At 64.9% G+C, this 16,315-nt stretch carries 22 protein-coding genes and 1 tRNA gene; 7 read left to right on the top strand and 16 right to left on the bottom strand.

The genetic code is table 11. From position 1 onward, the window contains the following. Positions 1 to 10: 10 nt before the first annotated feature. Positions 11 to 1,306 (bottom strand): pyruvate dehydrogenase complex dihydrolipoamide acetyltransferase, encoded by a 1,296-nt coding sequence (locus tag G7078_RS04310; RefSeq protein ID WP_166093354.1) that lies wholly within the window; start codon positions 1,304 to 1,306, stop codon positions 11 to 13. Between the two features lie 124 nt (positions 1,307 to 1,430). On the opposite strand from G7078_RS04310, the gene G7078_RS04305 reads away from it, so the two are divergent. After that, the gene (locus tag G7078_RS04305) at positions 1,431 to 1,895 is read left to right on the top strand and encodes a universal stress protein (protein WP_166093352.1); all 465 of its coding nucleotides are present in this window, start codon (positions 1,431 to 1,433) and stop codon (positions 1,893 to 1,895) included. Here G7078_RS04305 and G7078_RS04300 read toward each other — a convergent pair. Continuing rightward, positions 1,892 to 2,371 (bottom strand): GAF domain-containing protein, encoded by a 480-nt coding sequence (locus G7078_RS04300; RefSeq protein WP_166093350.1) that lies wholly within the window; start codon positions 2,369 to 2,371, stop codon positions 1,892 to 1,894. The two genes, G7078_RS04305 and G7078_RS04300, sit on opposite strands and share 4 nt — an antisense overlap. Positions 2,372 to 2,454: 83 nt before the next feature. Then, entirely contained in the window at positions 2,455 to 2,865 is a 411-nt protein-coding gene (arfB, locus tag G7078_RS04295; protein WP_166093348.1) for an alternative ribosome rescue aminoacyl-tRNA hydrolase ArfB, read from the bottom strand. A 168-nt stretch (positions 2,866 to 3,033) separates the two neighbouring features. Between arfB and ctrA the strand changes: the two genes are divergently transcribed. Next, positions 3,034 to 3,747, top strand: a complete 714-nt coding sequence (gene ctrA, locus G7078_RS04290; protein WP_166093345.1) for a response regulator transcription factor CtrA — start codon at positions 3,034 to 3,036, stop codon at positions 3,745 to 3,747. Between the two features lie 49 nt (positions 3,748 to 3,796). Here the strand turns inward: ctrA and G7078_RS04285 are convergent, their stop codons facing one another. Further along, complete coding sequence (locus G7078_RS04285; protein ID WP_166093343.1) at positions 3,797 to 5,044, bottom strand: acyl-CoA dehydrogenase family protein; 1,248 nt, start codon at positions 5,042 to 5,044, stop codon at positions 3,797 to 3,799. An 89-nt stretch (positions 5,045 to 5,133) separates the two neighbouring features. Beyond that, complete coding sequence (locus tag G7078_RS04280) at positions 5,134 to 6,126, bottom strand: 2OG-Fe(II) oxygenase (RefSeq protein ID WP_166093340.1); 993 nt, start codon at positions 6,124 to 6,126, stop codon at positions 5,134 to 5,136. Positions 6,127 to 6,191: 65 nt separating this feature from the next. Here G7078_RS04280 and G7078_RS04275 point away from each other — a divergent pair, with 65 nt between their 5' ends. After that, positions 6,192 to 7,469 carry a hypothetical protein gene (locus G7078_RS04275; protein WP_206367475.1) on the top strand — a complete coding sequence of 426 codons (1,278 nt, stop codon included), beginning with the start codon at positions 6,192 to 6,194 and terminating at the stop codon, positions 7,467 to 7,469. Here the strand turns inward: G7078_RS04275 and G7078_RS04270 are convergent. After that, positions 7,466 to 7,876, bottom strand: coding sequence for a PaaI family thioesterase (locus tag G7078_RS04270; RefSeq protein WP_166093338.1), 411 nt, complete (start codon positions 7,874 to 7,876; stop codon positions 7,466 to 7,468). The two genes, G7078_RS04275 and G7078_RS04270, sit on opposite strands and share 4 nt — an antisense overlap. A gap of 53 nt (positions 7,877 to 7,929) precedes the next feature. On the opposite strand from G7078_RS04270, the gene purS reads away from it, so the two are divergent. Together purS and purQ are read left to right on the top strand one after the other, a co-directional pair. Then, on the top strand, positions 7,930 to 8,163 hold the full coding sequence (purS, locus tag G7078_RS04265) for a phosphoribosylformylglycinamidine synthase subunit PurS (RefSeq protein WP_166093336.1): 234 nt from the start codon (positions 7,930 to 7,932) through the stop codon (positions 8,161 to 8,163). Positions 8,164 to 8,165: 2 nt separating this feature from the next. After that, positions 8,166 to 8,831: a phosphoribosylformylglycinamidine synthase subunit PurQ gene (gene purQ, locus G7078_RS04260; RefSeq protein ID WP_166093334.1), complete on the top strand. Its 666-nt coding sequence runs from the start codon at positions 8,166 to 8,168 to the stop codon at positions 8,829 to 8,831. Here purQ and G7078_RS04255 read toward each other — a convergent pair. Continuing rightward, positions 8,828 to 8,971 (bottom strand): hypothetical protein, encoded by a 144-nt coding sequence (locus tag G7078_RS04255; protein WP_166093331.1) that lies wholly within the window; start codon positions 8,969 to 8,971, stop codon positions 8,828 to 8,830. The genes purQ and G7078_RS04255 overlap by 4 nt on opposite strands. Before the next feature lie 169 nt (positions 8,972 to 9,140). Here G7078_RS04255 and G7078_RS04250 point away from each other — a divergent pair. Next, a tRNA-Arg gene (locus tag G7078_RS04250) sits at positions 9,141 to 9,217 on the top strand. 18 nt (positions 9,218 to 9,235) lie between these two features. Here G7078_RS04250 and G7078_RS04245 read toward each other — a convergent pair. Beyond that, positions 9,236 to 10,642: an FAD-binding oxidoreductase gene (locus G7078_RS04245; protein WP_166096118.1), complete on the bottom strand. Its 1,407-nt coding sequence runs from the start codon at positions 10,640 to 10,642 to the stop codon at positions 9,236 to 9,238. 57 nt (positions 10,643 to 10,699) lie between these two features. On the opposite strand from G7078_RS04245, the gene G7078_RS04240 reads away from it, so the two are divergent. Next, entirely contained in the window at positions 10,700 to 11,209 is a 510-nt protein-coding gene (locus G7078_RS04240) for a dihydrofolate reductase (RefSeq protein ID WP_166093328.1), read from the top strand. Here G7078_RS04240 and G7078_RS04235 read toward each other — a convergent pair. The 8 genes from G7078_RS04235 to rpsH all read right to left on the bottom strand — a co-directional run bounded on the left by G7078_RS04235 (position 11,176) and on the right by rpsH (position 16,305). Further along, complete coding sequence (locus G7078_RS04235) at positions 11,176 to 11,835, bottom strand: adenylate kinase (protein WP_166093326.1); 660 nt, start codon at positions 11,833 to 11,835, stop codon at positions 11,176 to 11,178. The genes G7078_RS04240 and G7078_RS04235 overlap by 34 nt on opposite strands. 27 nt (positions 11,836 to 11,862) lie before the next feature. Continuing rightward, the gene (gene secY / locus G7078_RS04230; protein ID WP_166093323.1) at positions 11,863 to 13,230 is read right to left on the bottom strand and encodes a preprotein translocase subunit SecY; all 1,368 of its coding nucleotides are present in this window, start codon (positions 13,228 to 13,230) and stop codon (positions 11,863 to 11,865) included. A gap of 112 nt (positions 13,231 to 13,342) precedes the next feature. After that, entirely contained in the window at positions 13,343 to 13,891 is a 549-nt protein-coding gene (gene rplO / locus G7078_RS04225; RefSeq protein WP_166093320.1) for a 50S ribosomal protein L15, read from the bottom strand. Between the two features lie 52 nt (positions 13,892 to 13,943). After that, positions 13,944 to 14,123 carry a 50S ribosomal protein L30 gene (rpmD, locus tag G7078_RS04220; RefSeq protein WP_166093318.1) on the bottom strand — a complete coding sequence of 60 codons (180 nt, stop codon included), beginning with the start codon at positions 14,121 to 14,123 and terminating at the stop codon, positions 13,944 to 13,946. 5 nt (positions 14,124 to 14,128) lie between these two features. Next, positions 14,129 to 15,019 (bottom strand): 30S ribosomal protein S5, encoded by an 891-nt coding sequence (gene rpsE / locus G7078_RS10910; RefSeq protein ID WP_246166473.1) that lies wholly within the window; start codon positions 15,017 to 15,019, stop codon positions 14,129 to 14,131. After that, a complete protein-coding gene (gene rplR / locus G7078_RS04210; protein WP_166093315.1) occupies positions 15,020 to 15,373 on the bottom strand; it encodes a 50S ribosomal protein L18 in 354 nt (117 codons plus the stop codon). A 2-nt stretch (positions 15,374 to 15,375) separates the two neighbouring features. After that, positions 15,376 to 15,909, bottom strand: a complete 534-nt coding sequence (rplF, locus tag G7078_RS04205; protein WP_166093313.1) for a 50S ribosomal protein L6 — start codon at positions 15,907 to 15,909, stop codon at positions 15,376 to 15,378. After that, entirely contained in the window at positions 15,910 to 16,305 is a 396-nt protein-coding gene (rpsH, locus tag G7078_RS04200; RefSeq protein ID WP_166093310.1) for a 30S ribosomal protein S8, read from the bottom strand. Positions 16,306 to 16,315: the final 10 nt, after the last annotated feature.

Below are 16,315 nucleotides of genomic sequence, written 5' to 3'. Positions count from 1 at the left end.
AGCAATAAGCTCAAGCAAGCATTCCCAGAGGATTCTCCACTAGCCGCTTGAACGCCTGCATCAGCCGCGCGCCGTCGGCGCCGTCGATGGCGCGGTGGTCGAAGCTGCCGGTGGCGCTCATCACGGTGGCGATCTGGAGCGAGTCGTTGATCACGTAGGGCCGCTTCTCACCCGCGCCGATCGCCATGATCATCGCCTGCGGCGGGTTGATGACGGCGTCGAACTGCTTGATCCCGTACATGCCCATGTTGCTGAGCGAAGCCGTGCCGCCCTGATATTCGTGCGGCTGCAGCTTGCCTTCCTTGGCGCGGCCGGCGAGCTCCTTGATCTCGGTCGCGATGGCCGAGACGCTCTTGCCGTCGGCGCCCGCCACGATCGGCGTGATCAGCCCGCCCGGGATGGACACAGCGACCGAGATGTCGGCGCGGCTGTACTTGATGAGGCTGTCGCCCGCGAAACTGACATTGCACTCCGGCACTTCGATCAGTGCCTGGGCCAGCGCCTTGATCAGCAGGTCGTTCACCGACAGCTTCACGCCGCGGCTCTCCAGCCCCTTGTTCAGCTCGCCGCGCAGCTTGAGCAGCGCATCGAGCTGGATATCGACCGTCAGGTAAATGTGCGGGATCGTCTGCTTCGCCTCGGTCAGCCGGCGCGCGATGGTCTTGCGCATGTTCGACAGCTTGACCGCTTCGTGCGGGATGTCGGTCTCGGCGGTGGCCGCGCTAGCTACCGGGCCCGCCTTGGCCGTCGCTTGCGCCGGGGAGCCGGCCTTGCCCTCGATATCCGCTTTGACGATTCGCCCGCCGGGACCGCTGCCGGTGATTCCGGACAGCTCGACGCCCTGCGCCTCGGCAATGCGCCGGGCCAGGGGCGATGCCTTCACCCGGTCGCCGCCGGACTTCGCCTGCGGCTGCGGAGCGGCCTGCGCGATCTTTTTGTCTTCGCCGGGGTTGGTCCCGTACCCTTTCACTTCGGGCTCCGGAGTCGGGGCCTTGGCGGGATCAGCTTCGGGCTTGGGCGCTGCCGCCGGAGCCGGAGTCGCCGAAGCACTCGACGCGTCCTCGCCTTCGCAGGCGAGGATGGCGATCGGCGTTCCGACCTTCACCCCGTCGCTTCCCTCGGCGACGAGGATTTTCGCGATCGTGCCCTCGTCGACGGCTTCGAACTCCATAGTCGCCTTGTCGGTCTCGATCTCGGCAAGAATGTCGCCGGACGTCACCTCGTCCCCTTCCTTGACCAGCCATTTGGCAAGGGTGCCCTCTTCCATCGTCGGGGACAGGGCCGGCATTTTAAGCTCGATTGGCATCAGGGTCTTTCCGCGTGGGGCAGGCTAGCGGCACAAAGCGAATGCGCCGGTCAGGGTCAAGTCTGCGACGGGCCAGCGGCCTCTCGCTTGCGCTCGGCCGCGCTTTGCCGCAGCGTTCGAGCCGATGGCAGGGGGCCGCACTTATCTGGTCGTGATCGACGACAGCGCCGAAGCGCGCGTGGCGCTGCGCTTCGCCGCTCGCCGCGCGGTCAAGACCGGCGGGCATGTCGAAGTGCTGGCCGTGGTCGCGCCGCAGGATTTCGTCCAATGGGGCGGCGTCCAGGCGGCGATGGAAGAAGACCAGCAGCTGCGCATCGAAGGCATCGTCAGCGCTGCCGTGGGCGAGCTGTTCGACGAAGCAGGGATCAAGCCGGAAATCGTGCTCCGCCAGGGGGACGCGGTGAAAATCGTGCGCGATTACCTGACCAGCCGCGACGATATTGCGGCGCTGGTGCTTGGAGCGGCGCCGAGCGGGAGCCCGGGCGAGCTCGTGTCGCACTTCGCGGGCAAGGATGCCGGCACGCTCGCCTGCCCGGTGATGATCATCCCGGGCGGGTTGTCGGACGAACGGCTCGAACTGCTCAGCTAAAGCACGCGGGCAAGGATTTCCGCGAGGCGGACGCAGCCGGCTTCATCGTCGGCACTAAATCGCCCGGGCCTGGGGCTGTCGAGGTCGAGGACCGCCAGCAGCTCACCATCGCGGACGATCGGGACGACCAGTTCGCTTGCGCTTGCGGCGTCGCAGGCGATGTGACCGGGGAACGCGTTGACGTCGTCGACCCGCTGGACCTGCTGGGTTGCGGCTGCCGCACCGCACACACCGCTGCCGAACGGGATTCGAATGCAGGCCGGGCGCCCCTGGAAAGGCCCGACGACTAGCTCAGCGCCGACATTGCGATAGAAGCCGGCCCAATTGAGGTCCGGAAGCGTTTCCCAGATCAGCGCGGCCGCATTGGCCATATTGGCAATCGCATCGGGCTCGCCGCTGGTAAGGCCTTCGAGCGCCAGCGCGAGATCCGCATACATCGCGGGCGCGTCACCGGTTTCAATCTTGAAGTCGTACATTCTTCTGTCTCCTCGTCATTGCGAGAAGCCGAAGACGACGTGGCAATCCAGCGGGATTGCTTCGCTTCGCTCGCAATGACGGACTAATGTTCCGTCACTCTGCCGCGGGCCTGCTTTACCGCCCCGCGCTGCTTCTTCGAATCCACCCGCTTGGCCCTGGCCGACCGGCTGGGGCGCGTCGGCTTTCGCTTCGGCCTCACGATATGGGCATCGGCAATCATCTGCGCCAGCCGGACACGCGCGTCGGTGCGGTTGGAATCCTGCGTGCGAAAGCGGCGGGCAGTAATCAGCAATTCCCCGCCCGAAGTGACTTTCGACCCGGCGATGACTTTCAGCCGCTCCAACACCTGGCAAGGTAAACGAAGCTGCTCCAAGTTGACGCGAAGCTGGACCGCAGTGGCGACTTTGTTGACGTTCTGTCCGCCCGGTCCAGTTGCCGCCAGGAACGCCTCGCTAAGCGCCTCCTCCGGGATAAAGACGTCTTCCGCTTTCATTCCCGCTCCTTAGCAGGCGCGCTGCACTTTGTGACTCCTCAGCAACGATCGAATGATTCCAGCGCGTTACACATTATTAACCTTTTGCCTTCATCTCTCGAATGGTTAATGCACGCTTCAAGGCCATTAAGCGGAGCTTACGCTTTGGTCTGAAACGGGGGGAAGAACATGCGGGTCTTGCTGATTGAGGACGAGCCGACGACGGCCAAGAGCATCGAGCTGATGCTCGGCATCGAAGGCTTCAATGTCTATACCACCGACCTGGGGGAAGAAGGCCTCGATCTGGGCAAGCTGTATGATTACGATATCATCCTGCTCGACCTGAACCTGCCCGACATGCACGGCTATGACGTGCTCAAGAAGCTGCGCAATTCAAAGGTTTCGACGCCGGTCCTGATCCTTTCCGGCGTTGGCGAAATGGACAGCAAGGTTCGCGCGCTGGGCTTCGGCGCCGACGATTACGTCACCAAGCCTTTCCACCGCGACGAACTGGTCGCCCGCATTCATGCCATTGTCCGCCGTTCGAAGGGCCATTCGCAGTCGGTCATCCGCACCGGCAAGCTGGCCGTGAACCTGGATGCCAAGACCGTAGAGGTCGACAGCGCCCGAGTGCACCTGACCGGCAAGGAATATGCGATGCTGGAGCTGTTGTCGCTCCGCAAGGGCACGACCCTGACCAAGGAAATGTTCCTCAACCACCTGTACGGCGGGATGGACGAGCCCGAGCTCAAGATCATCGACGTCTTCATCTGCAAGCTGCGCAAGAAGCTGAGCCTGGCCTGCGGCGGCGCCAATTATATCGAGACGGTCTGGGGCCGCGGCTACGTGCTTCGCGATCCGGATTCGGAAGAACTGCCGGAGCCGATCGCGGCCGTCGCTTAAACGATTTCCGGAGCGGGGACGAAGGGCGGTGCGAAAGCGCCGCCCTTTTTCATTCCGGCGCTGACGCGTGCCGCTTGAACTCCATCAGCGCGATGGCGCGATTGTGCACTTCGTCCGGGCCATCGGCCAGCCGCAGCGTGCGGATATGCGCCCATGACATCGCGAGCGGCGTATCTTGCCCGACGCCAGCCGCGCCGAACGCCTGCACCGCATCGTCGATGACCTTCAGCGCCATATTCGGCGCCTTGACCTTGATCATCGCGATTTCGCCCTTGGCCGCCTTGTTGCCGGCGCGGTCCATGACGTCCGCCGCTTTCAGGCACAGCAGCCGCGTCGCCTCGATTTCGATCCGGGCCTCGGCCACGCGCTGCTCCCAGATGCTGTGCTCGGACAATCGCTTGCCGAAAGCGGTGCGGCTTTGCAGCCGCTTGCACATCAGCTCCAGCGCTTCTTCCGCCGCACCGATGGTGCGCATGCAATGATGGATCCGCCCCGGCCCTAGGCGCCCCTGCGCAATGTCGAATCCCCTGCCCTCCCCAAGCAGCATGTTTGCTGGAGGCACGCGAACGTCGCTGAGCTCGATTTCCATGTGTCCGTGCGGCGCGTCGTCATAACCGTACACCGTCAGGTGACGCTCGATGGTGATTCCATCGGCGTCGAGCGGCACCAGGATCATCGACTGCTGCTTGTGCGAGGGCGCGTCCGGGTCGGTCTTGCCCATGACGATCGCGACTTTGCAGCGCGGGTCGCCTGCCCCGGACGACCACCATTTGCGGCCGTTGATCGCATAGGCGTTGCCGGCCAGCGCAATGCTGCATTCGATATTCGTCGCATCCGATGAAGCGACGCCCGGCTCGGTCATCAGGAAGGCGGATCGAATCTCCCCGCGCATCAGCGGCGCCAGCCATTGTTCTTTCTGCTCGCGCGTGCCGTAGCGGTGCAGCACTTCCATGTTGCCCGTGTCGGGCGCGGAGCAATTGAAGACTTCGCTGGCCCAGGGAATGCGCCCCATCTCCTCGGCGCACAGCGCATATTCGAGATTGGTGAGTTGCTCGCCCTCGAACTGGAAGGTTTCGTCGACCTGCGGAACCGCGGGCGCGGGTGGCATGAACAGGTTCCACAACCCGGCGGCACGCGCCTTCGGCTTCAGCTCTTCAATGACCGCGATCGGCTGCCACCGGTCGCCACCCGAATGTTGCGCTTGATAATCCGCGGTGCGGGGCCGGATATAGTCTTCGACGAAGGCGCGGACCCGGTCGCGATAATGGCGCTGCCGGTCGGTTAAGTCGAAGTCCATTCTAGCTTGCCTCCGTCGCCCGCGAGATCGCAGCCGCAATTCTCGCTAAGCTGCCCAATAGCGTCGGGCAAGGCGACCCGGCCGCTCCGTCACAGGTTGGGCACGGCCGGTGTCGGCGGCGGGAAGACCGGTGGCTTTGCCCAAATCCAGCGCGACGCAATCTGCTTGGTGCCGGCGGTCACCGGCATCCCGGCATGTTCCGTCTGCGGGTCCGGCTGGCCGGCAGCCGTGACGTTACGCCAGGTCAGGAGTTCACCGACGCGGCCGCGGAAGCTTAGCCCCGTTTTCATGAAGCGGGTTTCGCCGCCTTCGTAATCGTCGGTCAGATAGACGACGGCGGTCACGATGCGCTGATTGCCGCCAGGCGCGCCGGTGTCGACATGCGGCCGGAACTCACCCCCTTTGGAATAATGGATGATCTGCAGCGGCTCCGCCTGGACCGGCTTCGTGCCGGTCGCGGCAGCAATCCGGCGGTTGATCGCGTTCACCACCAGATCCTCTTCGGTCACGCCAAAGAACGTCCCGTCCGACCGGCGGACTGGATGCGGATGGCTGCGGCCGGTGGCCCGGTCGATCACCACCGAGGGCGTCAGGCGCGGGGCCGCCCGGCGCATCAGATATGCGCACTCATCCGCGCTTAAAAAGTCCGCGAGCCGGCGCACCAAAGGCTTCTCGCTCAACGTTTCGAGCTTGGCGTCGGTAGCGGGCTCGCCGTCATCGCCGATGCTCATGCCGCGCAGCAGGTCGAGTTGCTCATCCGCGCGCGGGTGTTGCCCGCGCAAGCCCTCCAGCAACTGGCGCGCCCGCTGCCAATCCGGCTCGCCGCCTGTGCCGTTCGCCAGAAAATGGGCGAAGTAGAGCTTCGCCTCCAAGTGGCCGGCATCGGCCGCTCGCCCCATCAAGGTCCGCGCAGCCGCCGTGTCCCGCCGAATGATCTGCCCTGAAATCCGCCAGAGCGCCAGTTCGAAGAGGGCGTCCCCGTCGTTGCGGTCGGCAGCCGCAACCAAGGCCGCGGCCGCCTCCGCGATACGCCCGGCGGAGGCTAAAGATTGCACCTGGATGAGCGACTGGGACGGCGGCATTCAGCCTTCTTGCCAAATCCGCCGGCCCGGGGCCACCCGGAGCGTCCCGGCAACCGAAGCCCATCGTGGCGCGTAGTCCGGCCATGGCGGCAACCGAGGGCATCTTCCCGACCTTTTTCCTGTCCGGCTTCGAATGTTCCTCGTTCCTGTGGGGTAAGGACAAGGTTCGCCGCGACCTGAACGCGGAGCTTCGCCACTATCAGCATGCGGACGAAGATTATGCGATGCTGCCGCCGCTCGGCATTGCCGTCGCGCGCGAAGGGGTTCCCTGGCCCTTGGTCGACAAGGGGGACGGTCGCTACGATTTTTCGTGCATCGACCCGTTCCTGGCGGCCCAGCGCAACCACAACATCCTGCCGATCTGGGATTTGTGCCACTACGGCTATCCCGACGATCTCGACCCGTATTCCGAAGCGTTCATCACCCGTTTCGCCGCTTATGCCCGTGCCGCCGCTCGCCACGTGGCCAGGCATGCGCACCACGGGCCGCCTTGCTTCACGCCGGTCAATGAGCCGACCTTCTGGGGCTATATGGGTGGAGAATGGGGCTGGTGCGCGCCGTTCGGCAAAACCGCCGACGAGCGGCGCCGCTTCACCACCATGCTGGCGCGTGCCGATATCGCCGCGTGCAAGGCGATCCGGGCCGACCTTCCCGACGCTCGGTTCGTCCACATCGACCCGCTGGTGTGGGTGGTGCCGCCGCGCGACCGGCCCGACCTTGCCGACGAAGCGAGGCGCGAGAGTTACGAGGACGCCTACATTGCCTGGGACATCATCTCCGGCCTCAAGCACCCGGAATATGGCGGCAGCCTGGGATTGATCGATATCCTGGGGTTCAACAACTACAGCTTCGGGCAGATGGAATATGGCGGCGGCGGTGGGCCGAACACGCCCCTCGAACCGGGCGACGACCGCATCCGATCGGTGTGCGACCTCCTCACCGAGGCCTGGGGCAAGTACCGTCGGCCATGCATCGTCGCGGAGACTTCCGGGCTGTACGGCGGCCGGGTCGACTGGCTCAACGATATCACCTGCGAAGCCCTGGCGGCGGTCAACAACGGCGTCGAGTTGCACGGCATCTGCCTGTTTCCCGCGGTCGACATGACCGATTGGCACAGCGGTGAATGGCTGCACATGGGGATCGCCGACGTCGAGGAACTGCCGAGCGGTGCGCTGATGCGAACGCCGTTCGTTCCATACGTCGATGCGCTGCACGGCTGGCAGAAGCGGCTGCACCGGGTCACCGGGCTAGATGCCGATCCTTACGACAAGCCAGTCACGCTGGAAGAGATCCGAGCCGTTGCAAGGGCGCTGAAGCCCCAGCCCGACGAAGCCTTTCATTAGGCGTCGGGCCCACGCTCCAGCAGGAAATTGATGCGTGCCGTCGCGATCGGTTCGTCGCGGTCCTTCTGCCAGGCGAAGGCCTCGACATTCGCGATATTCGTCCCAAGCCGCTGGACATGCGCCGAAGCCCGCGTCGGGTGGCCCGACCCGGGCCGCATATAGTCGACCGTCACCGTGACCGGCTTCATCCGGACGGAATCGTTCGCCAGCTTCTCCCGAAGCGCCGTGAACGCGGCGATCTCCAGCAGGCCGGCAATGGCGCCCCCATGGAGGAAGCCCGGCCGCCCGACGACGTCGTCCGCGAACGGCATGTTGACGATGATTTCGCCGTCACCGCGTTCAACCTCGACATTCAGCAACTCGGCATAAGGCGGGCGATCCTGCACCTGCGCGACATAGCCCAGCATGCAACCGGCGCGAAGACCTTGCCGCGGCTGCTCCGGGAAGCCATAGGCGGCGCATGAAGGCACGCGTCTTTGTCACGCTCAAACCCGGCGTTCTCGACCCGCAAGGCAAGGCGATCCACCACGCCCTGGAGGGCTTGGGATTCGACGGGGTCAATGAGGTTCGCGCCGGCAAGCTGATCGAGCTCGACCTTGCCGACGGCACCGGCGACGATGCCATCGAATCGATGTGCCGCAAGCTGCTTGCCAACACCGTGATCGAAAACTTCCGGATCGAACGGCTGCCCTAACGATGAAGACCGCGGTCATCGTCTTTCCCGGGTCCAACTGCGACAGGGACCTGGCGGTCGCGCTCGAATCGGTGACGGGCCGCGCTCCGGCAATGGTCTGGCACGCGGAAACAGCCCTGCCCGACGGCGTCGACCTGATCGGCATTCCGGGCGGCTTTTCCTACGGCGATTATTTGCGGTCGGGCGCGATGGCCGCGCGATCGGCGATCATGCGCGAAGTTTCCAATGCGGCGGGACGCGGCGTTCCGGTGCTCGGCATCTGCAACGGTTTCCAGGTGCTCACCGAAACCGGCCTCCTGCCCGGGGCGCTGATGCGCAACGCAGCGCTCAACTTCGTCTCCCGACCGGTCGCGCTGACCGTGGAAAACAGCCAATCCCTGTTCACGAGCGGCTATCAAAGCGGAGAGACGGTGCACATTCCGGTCGCTCACCACGACGGCAATTACCAGGCCGATCCGGAAACGCTCGACCGGCTTGAACAATCGAGCCGGGTCGCCTTCCGCTACGCGGAGCCGGTCAATGGATCGGCGCGCAACATCGCCGGAATCCTCAACGACGCGGGCAATGTCCTTGGGATGATGCCGCACCCGGAACGGGCGATCGAAGCGGCGCACGGCAACACCGACGGCCGCCGGCTGTTCGAAGGATTGCTGGAAACGGTTGCCTAGCGCCGCTCGCGGCGAACGGCGACCGCGCGGCAACCGGCATCGCCCGGCGGCAACATGCACAGAAATGCCCGGTCAGGCCCATCGGAATCGACGATGACCGTGTGACGCTGCATCGTCATCGGGTTGGTGTAGATGATCACAGTTTCAGCGGCTGCGGGAGCCGATGCGATCAGCCCGCCGAGACCTGCCAATAACAAACGTAAACGCATCTAATCATCCCCCTTGGTGCCAGATGCCACCTATTTGCTTGAACGCCAACTGAATGGCGCTTTGAGCGGACCGGCAATTGCCCTAATTTGCCTTTCCCGCGCGCCCGTAGCTCAGTTGGATAGAGCACGAGCCTTCTAAGCTTGAGGTCGTAGGTTCGAATCCTACCGGGCGCGCCACTTCACCGTGAAACCGGCCTAGTCGACGAGCTTGCCGGGGTTGAAGATTCCGCGCGGATCCAGGGCGCGCTTGATTGCGCGCATCGCCGCAAGGTCCCCGGGCGCGGCGAGGCGTTCCAATTCGTCGCGCTTCATCTGGCCGATACCGTGCTCGGCTGAGATCGATCCGCCGGCGGCGACGACCAGGTCATGCACCAGGCGGGTCACTGCCGGCGCTTCCGCCGCCATCCAGTCTGGGCCGACCCGGCTGCCGGCGCGGACATGGAAGTGGACGTTGCCGTCGCCAAGGTGGCCGAACGCGCTGGCGACCGCGCCGGGAAAGGCTTGCTCTACCGTCCTTGACGATTCGACGATGAAATCCGGCATTGCGGCAATCGGCACGGAGATGTCGTGGGCGGTCGTCGGCCCTTCGGCGCGCTCGGCTTCCGAGATGCTGTCGCGAATGCGCCAGAAGGCTTCGGCCTGCGCCTCATTGGCCGAAATCGTCGCATCCTCGACCATGCCGGCCTCCATCGCCTGGCCGAGCACATCCTGGAGCATTTGCGCAGGATCCGACGCCGCATCGGCCGCAGTCGCTTCGATCAGCACATGCCACCGGTGACTGCCGGTAAGCGGTGCGCGCGTGCCAGGAATGTGATTGAGGACGAGAGCCAGCGAATCCCCGGCAATCAATTCGAATCCTTCGACAGCGTCGGTCCGCTGCTCGAAGAAACGGAGCAGGCGCAAGGCGGCCTGTGGGTCAGCCACCCCGGCCCAGCCAACCGCCCGCACAGCCACAGCGGGCACCAGCCGCAGCGCGACGGCGGTAATGACCCCAATCGTCCCTTCCGACCCGATCAGCAGCTGGTTGAGATCGTAGCCCCGATTATCCTTCTTGAGCGCGGCCAGGCCGTCATGGACCGACCCGTCGGCAAGCACCGCCTCGACCCCGGCGACCAGCTCCCGCATCGTCCCGAACCGAAGGACTTGCGTCCCGCCGGCATTGGTCGCGGCCAGTCCGCCTACCGTGCAACTGCCGCGCGACCCGAGCGTCAGCGGAAAGCGACGGCCGGCCGCCGCGGCGGCGTCGTGCAGGTCGGACAGGATCATTCCCGCTTCCGCAACCGCCAGATTGTCTTCGGCGCTGATCGACGGCAGCCGGTTCATCCGCCTCAGTGACAGGATGACGGCAGAACCTTCCTCCGGCGGCGTTGCCCCGCCGACCATCGAGGTGTTCCCACCCTGAGGGACAAGGGGAACGCCATGCTCGGCCGCCAAGGCAACGATCGACTGCACCTCTTGGCGGTTGGCGGGTGACAGCATCGCAGGCGCTTCGCCGCGATATCGCCCCCGCCAGTCGGTCAGCCACGGTTCGATGTCTTGCCGGTCGGTCACGACCGCCTTGTCGCCAATCGCGTTCCGGACGGCGTCGATAAAGGCCTGCATTTTGCTATTCACCGGCGGCAGCTTGGCATTGCCCGTCGTCGGGGGCAAATCGAACCGATGACGCGCCCATCAATCACGATCATCGTCGCCCGTGCCATCAACGGGGTCATCGGCCGCGACGGCCAATTGCCGTGGCACCTGCCGGCTGACCTAAAGCGCTTCAAGTCGCTGACTATGCAAACGGTCATGGTGATGGGGCGGAAGACCTTTGACAGCCTTCCCGGCCTGTTGCCCGGGCGCCGGCACATCGTCCTCACCCGGGACTCAAATTGGCAGGCTGAGGGCGCCGAAGTGGCAAGCTCGATCGACCAGGCGCTCGCTCTTGCCGGTGGGGAGCCGGTTTCGGTGATCGGGGGAGCGGACATCTTTGCACTGTTCCTGCCGCTGGCCGACCGGCTGGAGCTGACGGAGGTGCTTGCAGACGTCGATGGCGACACCGTGATCGACGATCCAAGGGACGGCGCCGAGTGGATCGAAACCGGGCGCGAGGAGCATCAGCAGCAAGCCGGCAAACCGGGCTTCCGCTTCCTATCCTATGAGCGCGCGGAGTCTCCGGCGAGCAGTTGATCGATTCGATCGGAGACTTCGTCGACGCTCAGCATGCCGTCGACATGACGGACCAAACCGCGCTGCTCGTAATAAGGAAGGATCGGCGCGGTTTTCGATCGATATTCGGCCATGCGCGTGCGCACCGTCGCTTCATTATCGTCGGGGCGACGCTTGAACTCGTGCGAACCGCACGTGTCGCAAGTCTCCTGGACCTTCGGCATCTTGTAGAGATCGTGATAGGGCGTGCCACACACCGCGCAGCTGAACCGGCCGACGATGCGCTCGACCAGGGCGTCTTCGTCAACCACCAGCTCAATGACGTGGTCGAGCTGCCGGCCGCGTTCGCTTAGCAACAGGTCCAGCGCCTCGGCCTGTCCCTGGGTTCGGGGATAACCGTCGAAGATCGCGCCGCGTCCTTTAAGCTTGTCGAGCCGTTCCCCGACGAGCGCGCTGACGATGGCGTCGCTGACCAGCTCGCCGGCGTCCATCACGGCTTTGGCCTGCAACCCGACGGGTGTGCCATTGGCCAGGGCTTCGCGAAGCATATCGCCGGTCGACAGCTGGACCATCCCGCGCTGGGCCTCCAGCCGGGCAGCCTGCGTCCCCTTACCAGCACCCGGAGGACCGAGCAGAATGATGTTCATCGGCCGATCCATTCCCGTCCGCTCGCCTTAACGCCTGCGGCCGCTCTTCAGCTTCGCCTTCTTGATCAAGTTCCCATATTCGTGGGCGATCAGGTGGCTCTGGATCTGGGTGACGGTGTCCATCGTCACGTTGACGACGATTAGCAGGCTCGTCCCGCCCAGACGGAACGGAATGCCGGCCTGCGCCAGCAAGAATTCCGGGATGAGGCAGATCAGCGCCAGGTAAGCGGCGCCGACCACGGTCACCCGCGTGAGCAGGAAGTCGAAGTAATGCTCGGTCGCCTTCCCCGGCCGAATTCCGGGGATGAAGCCGCCATGGCGCTTCAGGTTTTCCGACGTTTCCTCGCTGTTGAACTGCACCGCGGTGTAGAAGAAGCAGAAGAAGACGATGCCGAGCCCGTACAGCAGCATGTACAGCGGGGTGCCGTGCTGCAGGTACGTGCTGATCGTGATCAGCCACTCGCTCGACGCGCTGTTCGGGTCGACCCCGCTCCCGGCCCATTGCAGCACGGTCAGCGGCATCAGCAGCAACGACGAAGCGAAGATCGGCGGGATGACGCCGGCGGTGTTGATCTTGATCGGCAGGTGCGAACGCTCCTGCTGCATCAGCCCGCGCGCCGTCTGGCGCTTTGGATATTGGATCAGCACGCGCCGCTGCGCGCGCTCCATGAAGCAGATGAAGACCACCAGCGCCGCCGTCAGCAGCACGATGGAAACAACGATCAACGGGTCCATCGTGCCCGACCGGCCGCCCTCGAACAGCTGCACGATCCCGCGCGGCAATCCGGCAACGATACCGGCCATGATGATCAGGGACACGCCGTTGCCGATGCCGCGGCTGGTGATCTGCTCACCAATCCACATCAGGAACAGGGTTCCGCCAACCAGCGAGATAGTGCCGGCAACCTGGAACACCAGGCCCGGTTCGACCACCGCCTGGATGCCCTGCTTGATCGACTGCGATTCGAGCCCGCGAACCACGGCATAGCCCTGAACCAGGGTGAGCAGGACGGTCAGGTAGCGTGTATATTGGTTGAGCTTCTTGCGGCCCGTCTCGCCCTCTTTGCGCAGCGCCTGCCACGGTCCGTAGAGGGTCGCGCCGAGCTGCACGACGATCGAGGCGGTGATGTAAGGCATGACGCCGAGCGCGATGACGCTCATCCGCTCCAGCGCGCCGCCGGAAAAGGTGTTGAAGATGTCGAGGATCCCGCCGCTCTGGGTCTGGAACAGCGCCTGCATCGCCGCCGGATCGACGCCGGGAATCGGCACGAACGACAGGAAGCGGAAAAGAACGAGAGCGCCCAGCGTGAACCACAGGCGCTTCTTGAGTTCTGTCGCCTTTGAGAAGTTGCCCAGGCTGATGCTGGAGCCCAGTTGCTCGGCTGCGGATGCCATTTGGTTCGAATCCCCTACGCTGCCGCTGATATAGGCGGTAGCTCCGTCATTGCGAGCGGAGCGGAGCAGCCCGGCCGGATTGCCCCGTCCCTACGCTGCCCGCAATACGAAGTTACGCCTTGGCGTTCTTGGCGGCCTTGTCGGCAAGCCTCGCATCGCGCGCCTTGCCCTTCTTGGCGGCGGCCTTGTCGGCGGCGGCGACGCGCTCGATGATTTCGATCGAACCGCCCGCTTTCTCGACGGCTTCGCGCGCGCCCTTCGAGGCACCGGCGACGCGGAAAGCCAGCTTGGCGCTGAATTCACCCTTGCCGAGCAGGCGCACACCGTCCTTGCCGCCGCGAGCGAGGCCAGCGGCCTTCAGCGCGTCGTGATCAAGCGTACCCTTGGCGTCGAGCTTGCCCGCGTCGATCATCTTCTGGACGGCGCCCAAATTCACCTCGGCATAATCCTTGGCGAACTTGTTGTTGAAGCCGCGCTTCGGCAACCGCATGTGCAGCGGCATCTGGCCGCCTTCAAAGCCCCAGATGGACACGCCGGAGCGGCTCTTCTGGCCCTTCTGGCCACGGCCGGCAGTCTTGCCGACGCCAGAACCGATGCCTCGGCCGACGCGAACCCGGCTCTTCCGGGCGCCAGGGTTGTCCTTGATTTCGTTCAGTTTCATGTCTTGCACTCGCTTTCGCTGTGGTCGCGCAGCGCCCGAAGGCGCGGATAGGTCAGGCGTTCTCGACGCTCAGGAGGTGCTGCACCTTGCGGACCTGGCCGAGCACTTCAGGCGTGCCCTCCACTTCCACGGTGCGATGCATCTTGTTGAGGCCGAGGCCGACAAGGGTCGCCCGTTGCGTCTTGTCGCGGCGGATCGGCGATCCGGTCTGGGTGATCTTGATCTTGGCCATTTGGCTTACTCCGTGATCGCTTCGGCCTGGGCCTCGGCTTCCGCCTGGCTGGCGCCACCGCGGCCGAGCAGGTCGGCAACCTTCTTGCCACGCCGCTGGGCCACCGAGCGCGGGCTCGTCTGGTCCTTGAGCGCTTCGAACGTCGCGCGGATCATGTTGTACGGGTTGGACGTGCCGACCGACTTGGTGACGACGTCGGCAACGCCGAGGCTTTCGAAGATCGCGCGCATCGGGCCGCCGGCGATGATCCCGGTACCCGCAGGAGCGGTGCGAACCGTCACTCGGCCGGCACCGAAGTGGCCAAGACCGTCATGGTGAAGCGTGCGCCCGTCGCGCAGCGGAACGCGAACCATCGCCTTCTTCGCCGCAGCGGTCGCCTTACTGATTGCTTCCGGCACTTCGCGCGCCTTGCCGTGACCGAAACCGGCGCGGCCCTTGCCGTCACCGACGACGACCAGCGCGGCGAAGCCGAAGCGCTTGCCGCCCTTAACGGTCTTCGAAACGCGGTTAATGTGGACGAGCTTTTCGATCAGCTCCTCACCGCCATCGTCGTCGCCGCCACGTCCGCGACGATCGTCACGACGGCCGCCACGGCCACCGCGATTGTCGCGGCCGCCGCCGGGGCCACCACGGCCGCCACGGGGGCCGCCACGGCCACCTGGCCCGCCTGGGCCACGGCCATGCGACTGCGGTGCGGGTTCAGCAGCAGCAGGCGCTGCGGGCTCAGCCGGTGCCGGTTCAGCCGCTGCTGCGGGTTCCGCTGCAACAGGTTCTGCGGCCTCAGTTGGCGCCGTGCCTTCGGTCGGAATGACCGCGTCCTGCTTTGCCGGCACTTCAACCTGGGCCTGCTCGACGCCTTCGGCGGTTACCTGCGGAGTTTCTTTTTCGTCAGCCATTTAGAACTCCAATCCGCCTTCGCGGGCAGCATCGGCCAGCGCTTTGACGCGGCCATGAAACAGGAAGCCGCCCCGGTCGAACACAACGGTCGAAACGCCGGCGGCCTTGGCACGCTCGGCGATCGCCTTGCCAACCTGGGCAGCGCCGTCGCGAGTGGCGTTGGCCTTGCCCTTCAAATCCTTGTCCAGGGTCGAAGCCGAAGCGACCGTGCGGCCGGCTGCGTCGTCGATGACCTGGGCATAGATGTGACGGCCCGAACGATGGATCGACAAGCGCGGCTTGCCGCCCGAGCGCTTGCGGAGCGTCGTGCGGACGCGCTGACGGCGCCGGTCGAAGAGGGAGAGTATCGCCATGGCTACTTCTTCTTGCCTTCTTTGCGGAAGATATACTCGCCGCGGTACTTGATGCCCTTGCCCTTGTACGGCTCGGGCTTGCGCCAGCGGCGGATCTCGGCGGCAACCTGGCCGACCTTCTGCTTGTCGATGCCGCTGATCTCGACCGTGTTCGGATCGGGGGTCTTCACCTCGACGCCTTCCGGGACCGGAAAGTTTACGTCATGGCTGTAACCGAGCTGCAAGCGCAGGTTGCGGCCCTGGGCGGCGGCGCGATAGCCGACGCCGGTGATTTCCAGAACCTTGGTGAAGCCTTCGGTGACACCGACGACCAGGTTGTCGACCAGCGTGCGCTGCATGCCCCAGAAGGCACGCGCCTGCTTGGTGTCGTTGGCCGGCTTTACCAGGATTCCGTCGTCGCCGATTTCATAGGCGATCTCGTCGCGCATCTGCAGCTGCAGGGTACCCTTGGGCCCCTTCACCGACAGGACCTGGCCCTCGGTCGACGCCGTCACGCCCGAAGGCAGCGGCACGGCACGTTTTCCAATGCGTGACATTTAGAATACCTCCGCCAGCACTTCGCCGCCGACGTTCTGTTCGCGGGCTTCGGCATCCGACAGCACGCCGCGCGGGGTCGAGACGATGATCGTCCCGAGGCCGTTGCGGATGTGCGGCAGTTCGCGGGAGCCGGAATAGACCCGGCGTCCAGGCTTGGACACGCGCGCCAGATGCTGGATCGCCGGCTGGCCCTCGAAATACTTGAGCTCGATGCGCAGGCCTTTCTGCCCGCTCAACGTCTCTTCGGTGTAGCCGCGGATGTAGCCTTCGCGTTGCAGCACATCCAGGACGTGCGCGCGCAGCGTCGACGCCGGCGTCAGGATGCTATCCTTGCGCGCCTGCTGGCCGTTGCGGATGCGGGTGAGCATATCACCCAGAGGATCGGTCATCGCCATATCTTGATCC

Origin of the sequence: Sphingomonas sinipercae, assembly GCF_011302055.1 — a bacterium.
GTDB classification, from domain to species: domain Bacteria; phylum Pseudomonadota; class Alphaproteobacteria; order Sphingomonadales; family Sphingomonadaceae; genus Sphingomicrobium; species Sphingomicrobium sinipercae.
Note: the sequence above shows the minus strand (reverse complement) of the source record. Positions and strands in the feature narration are given on the sequence as shown.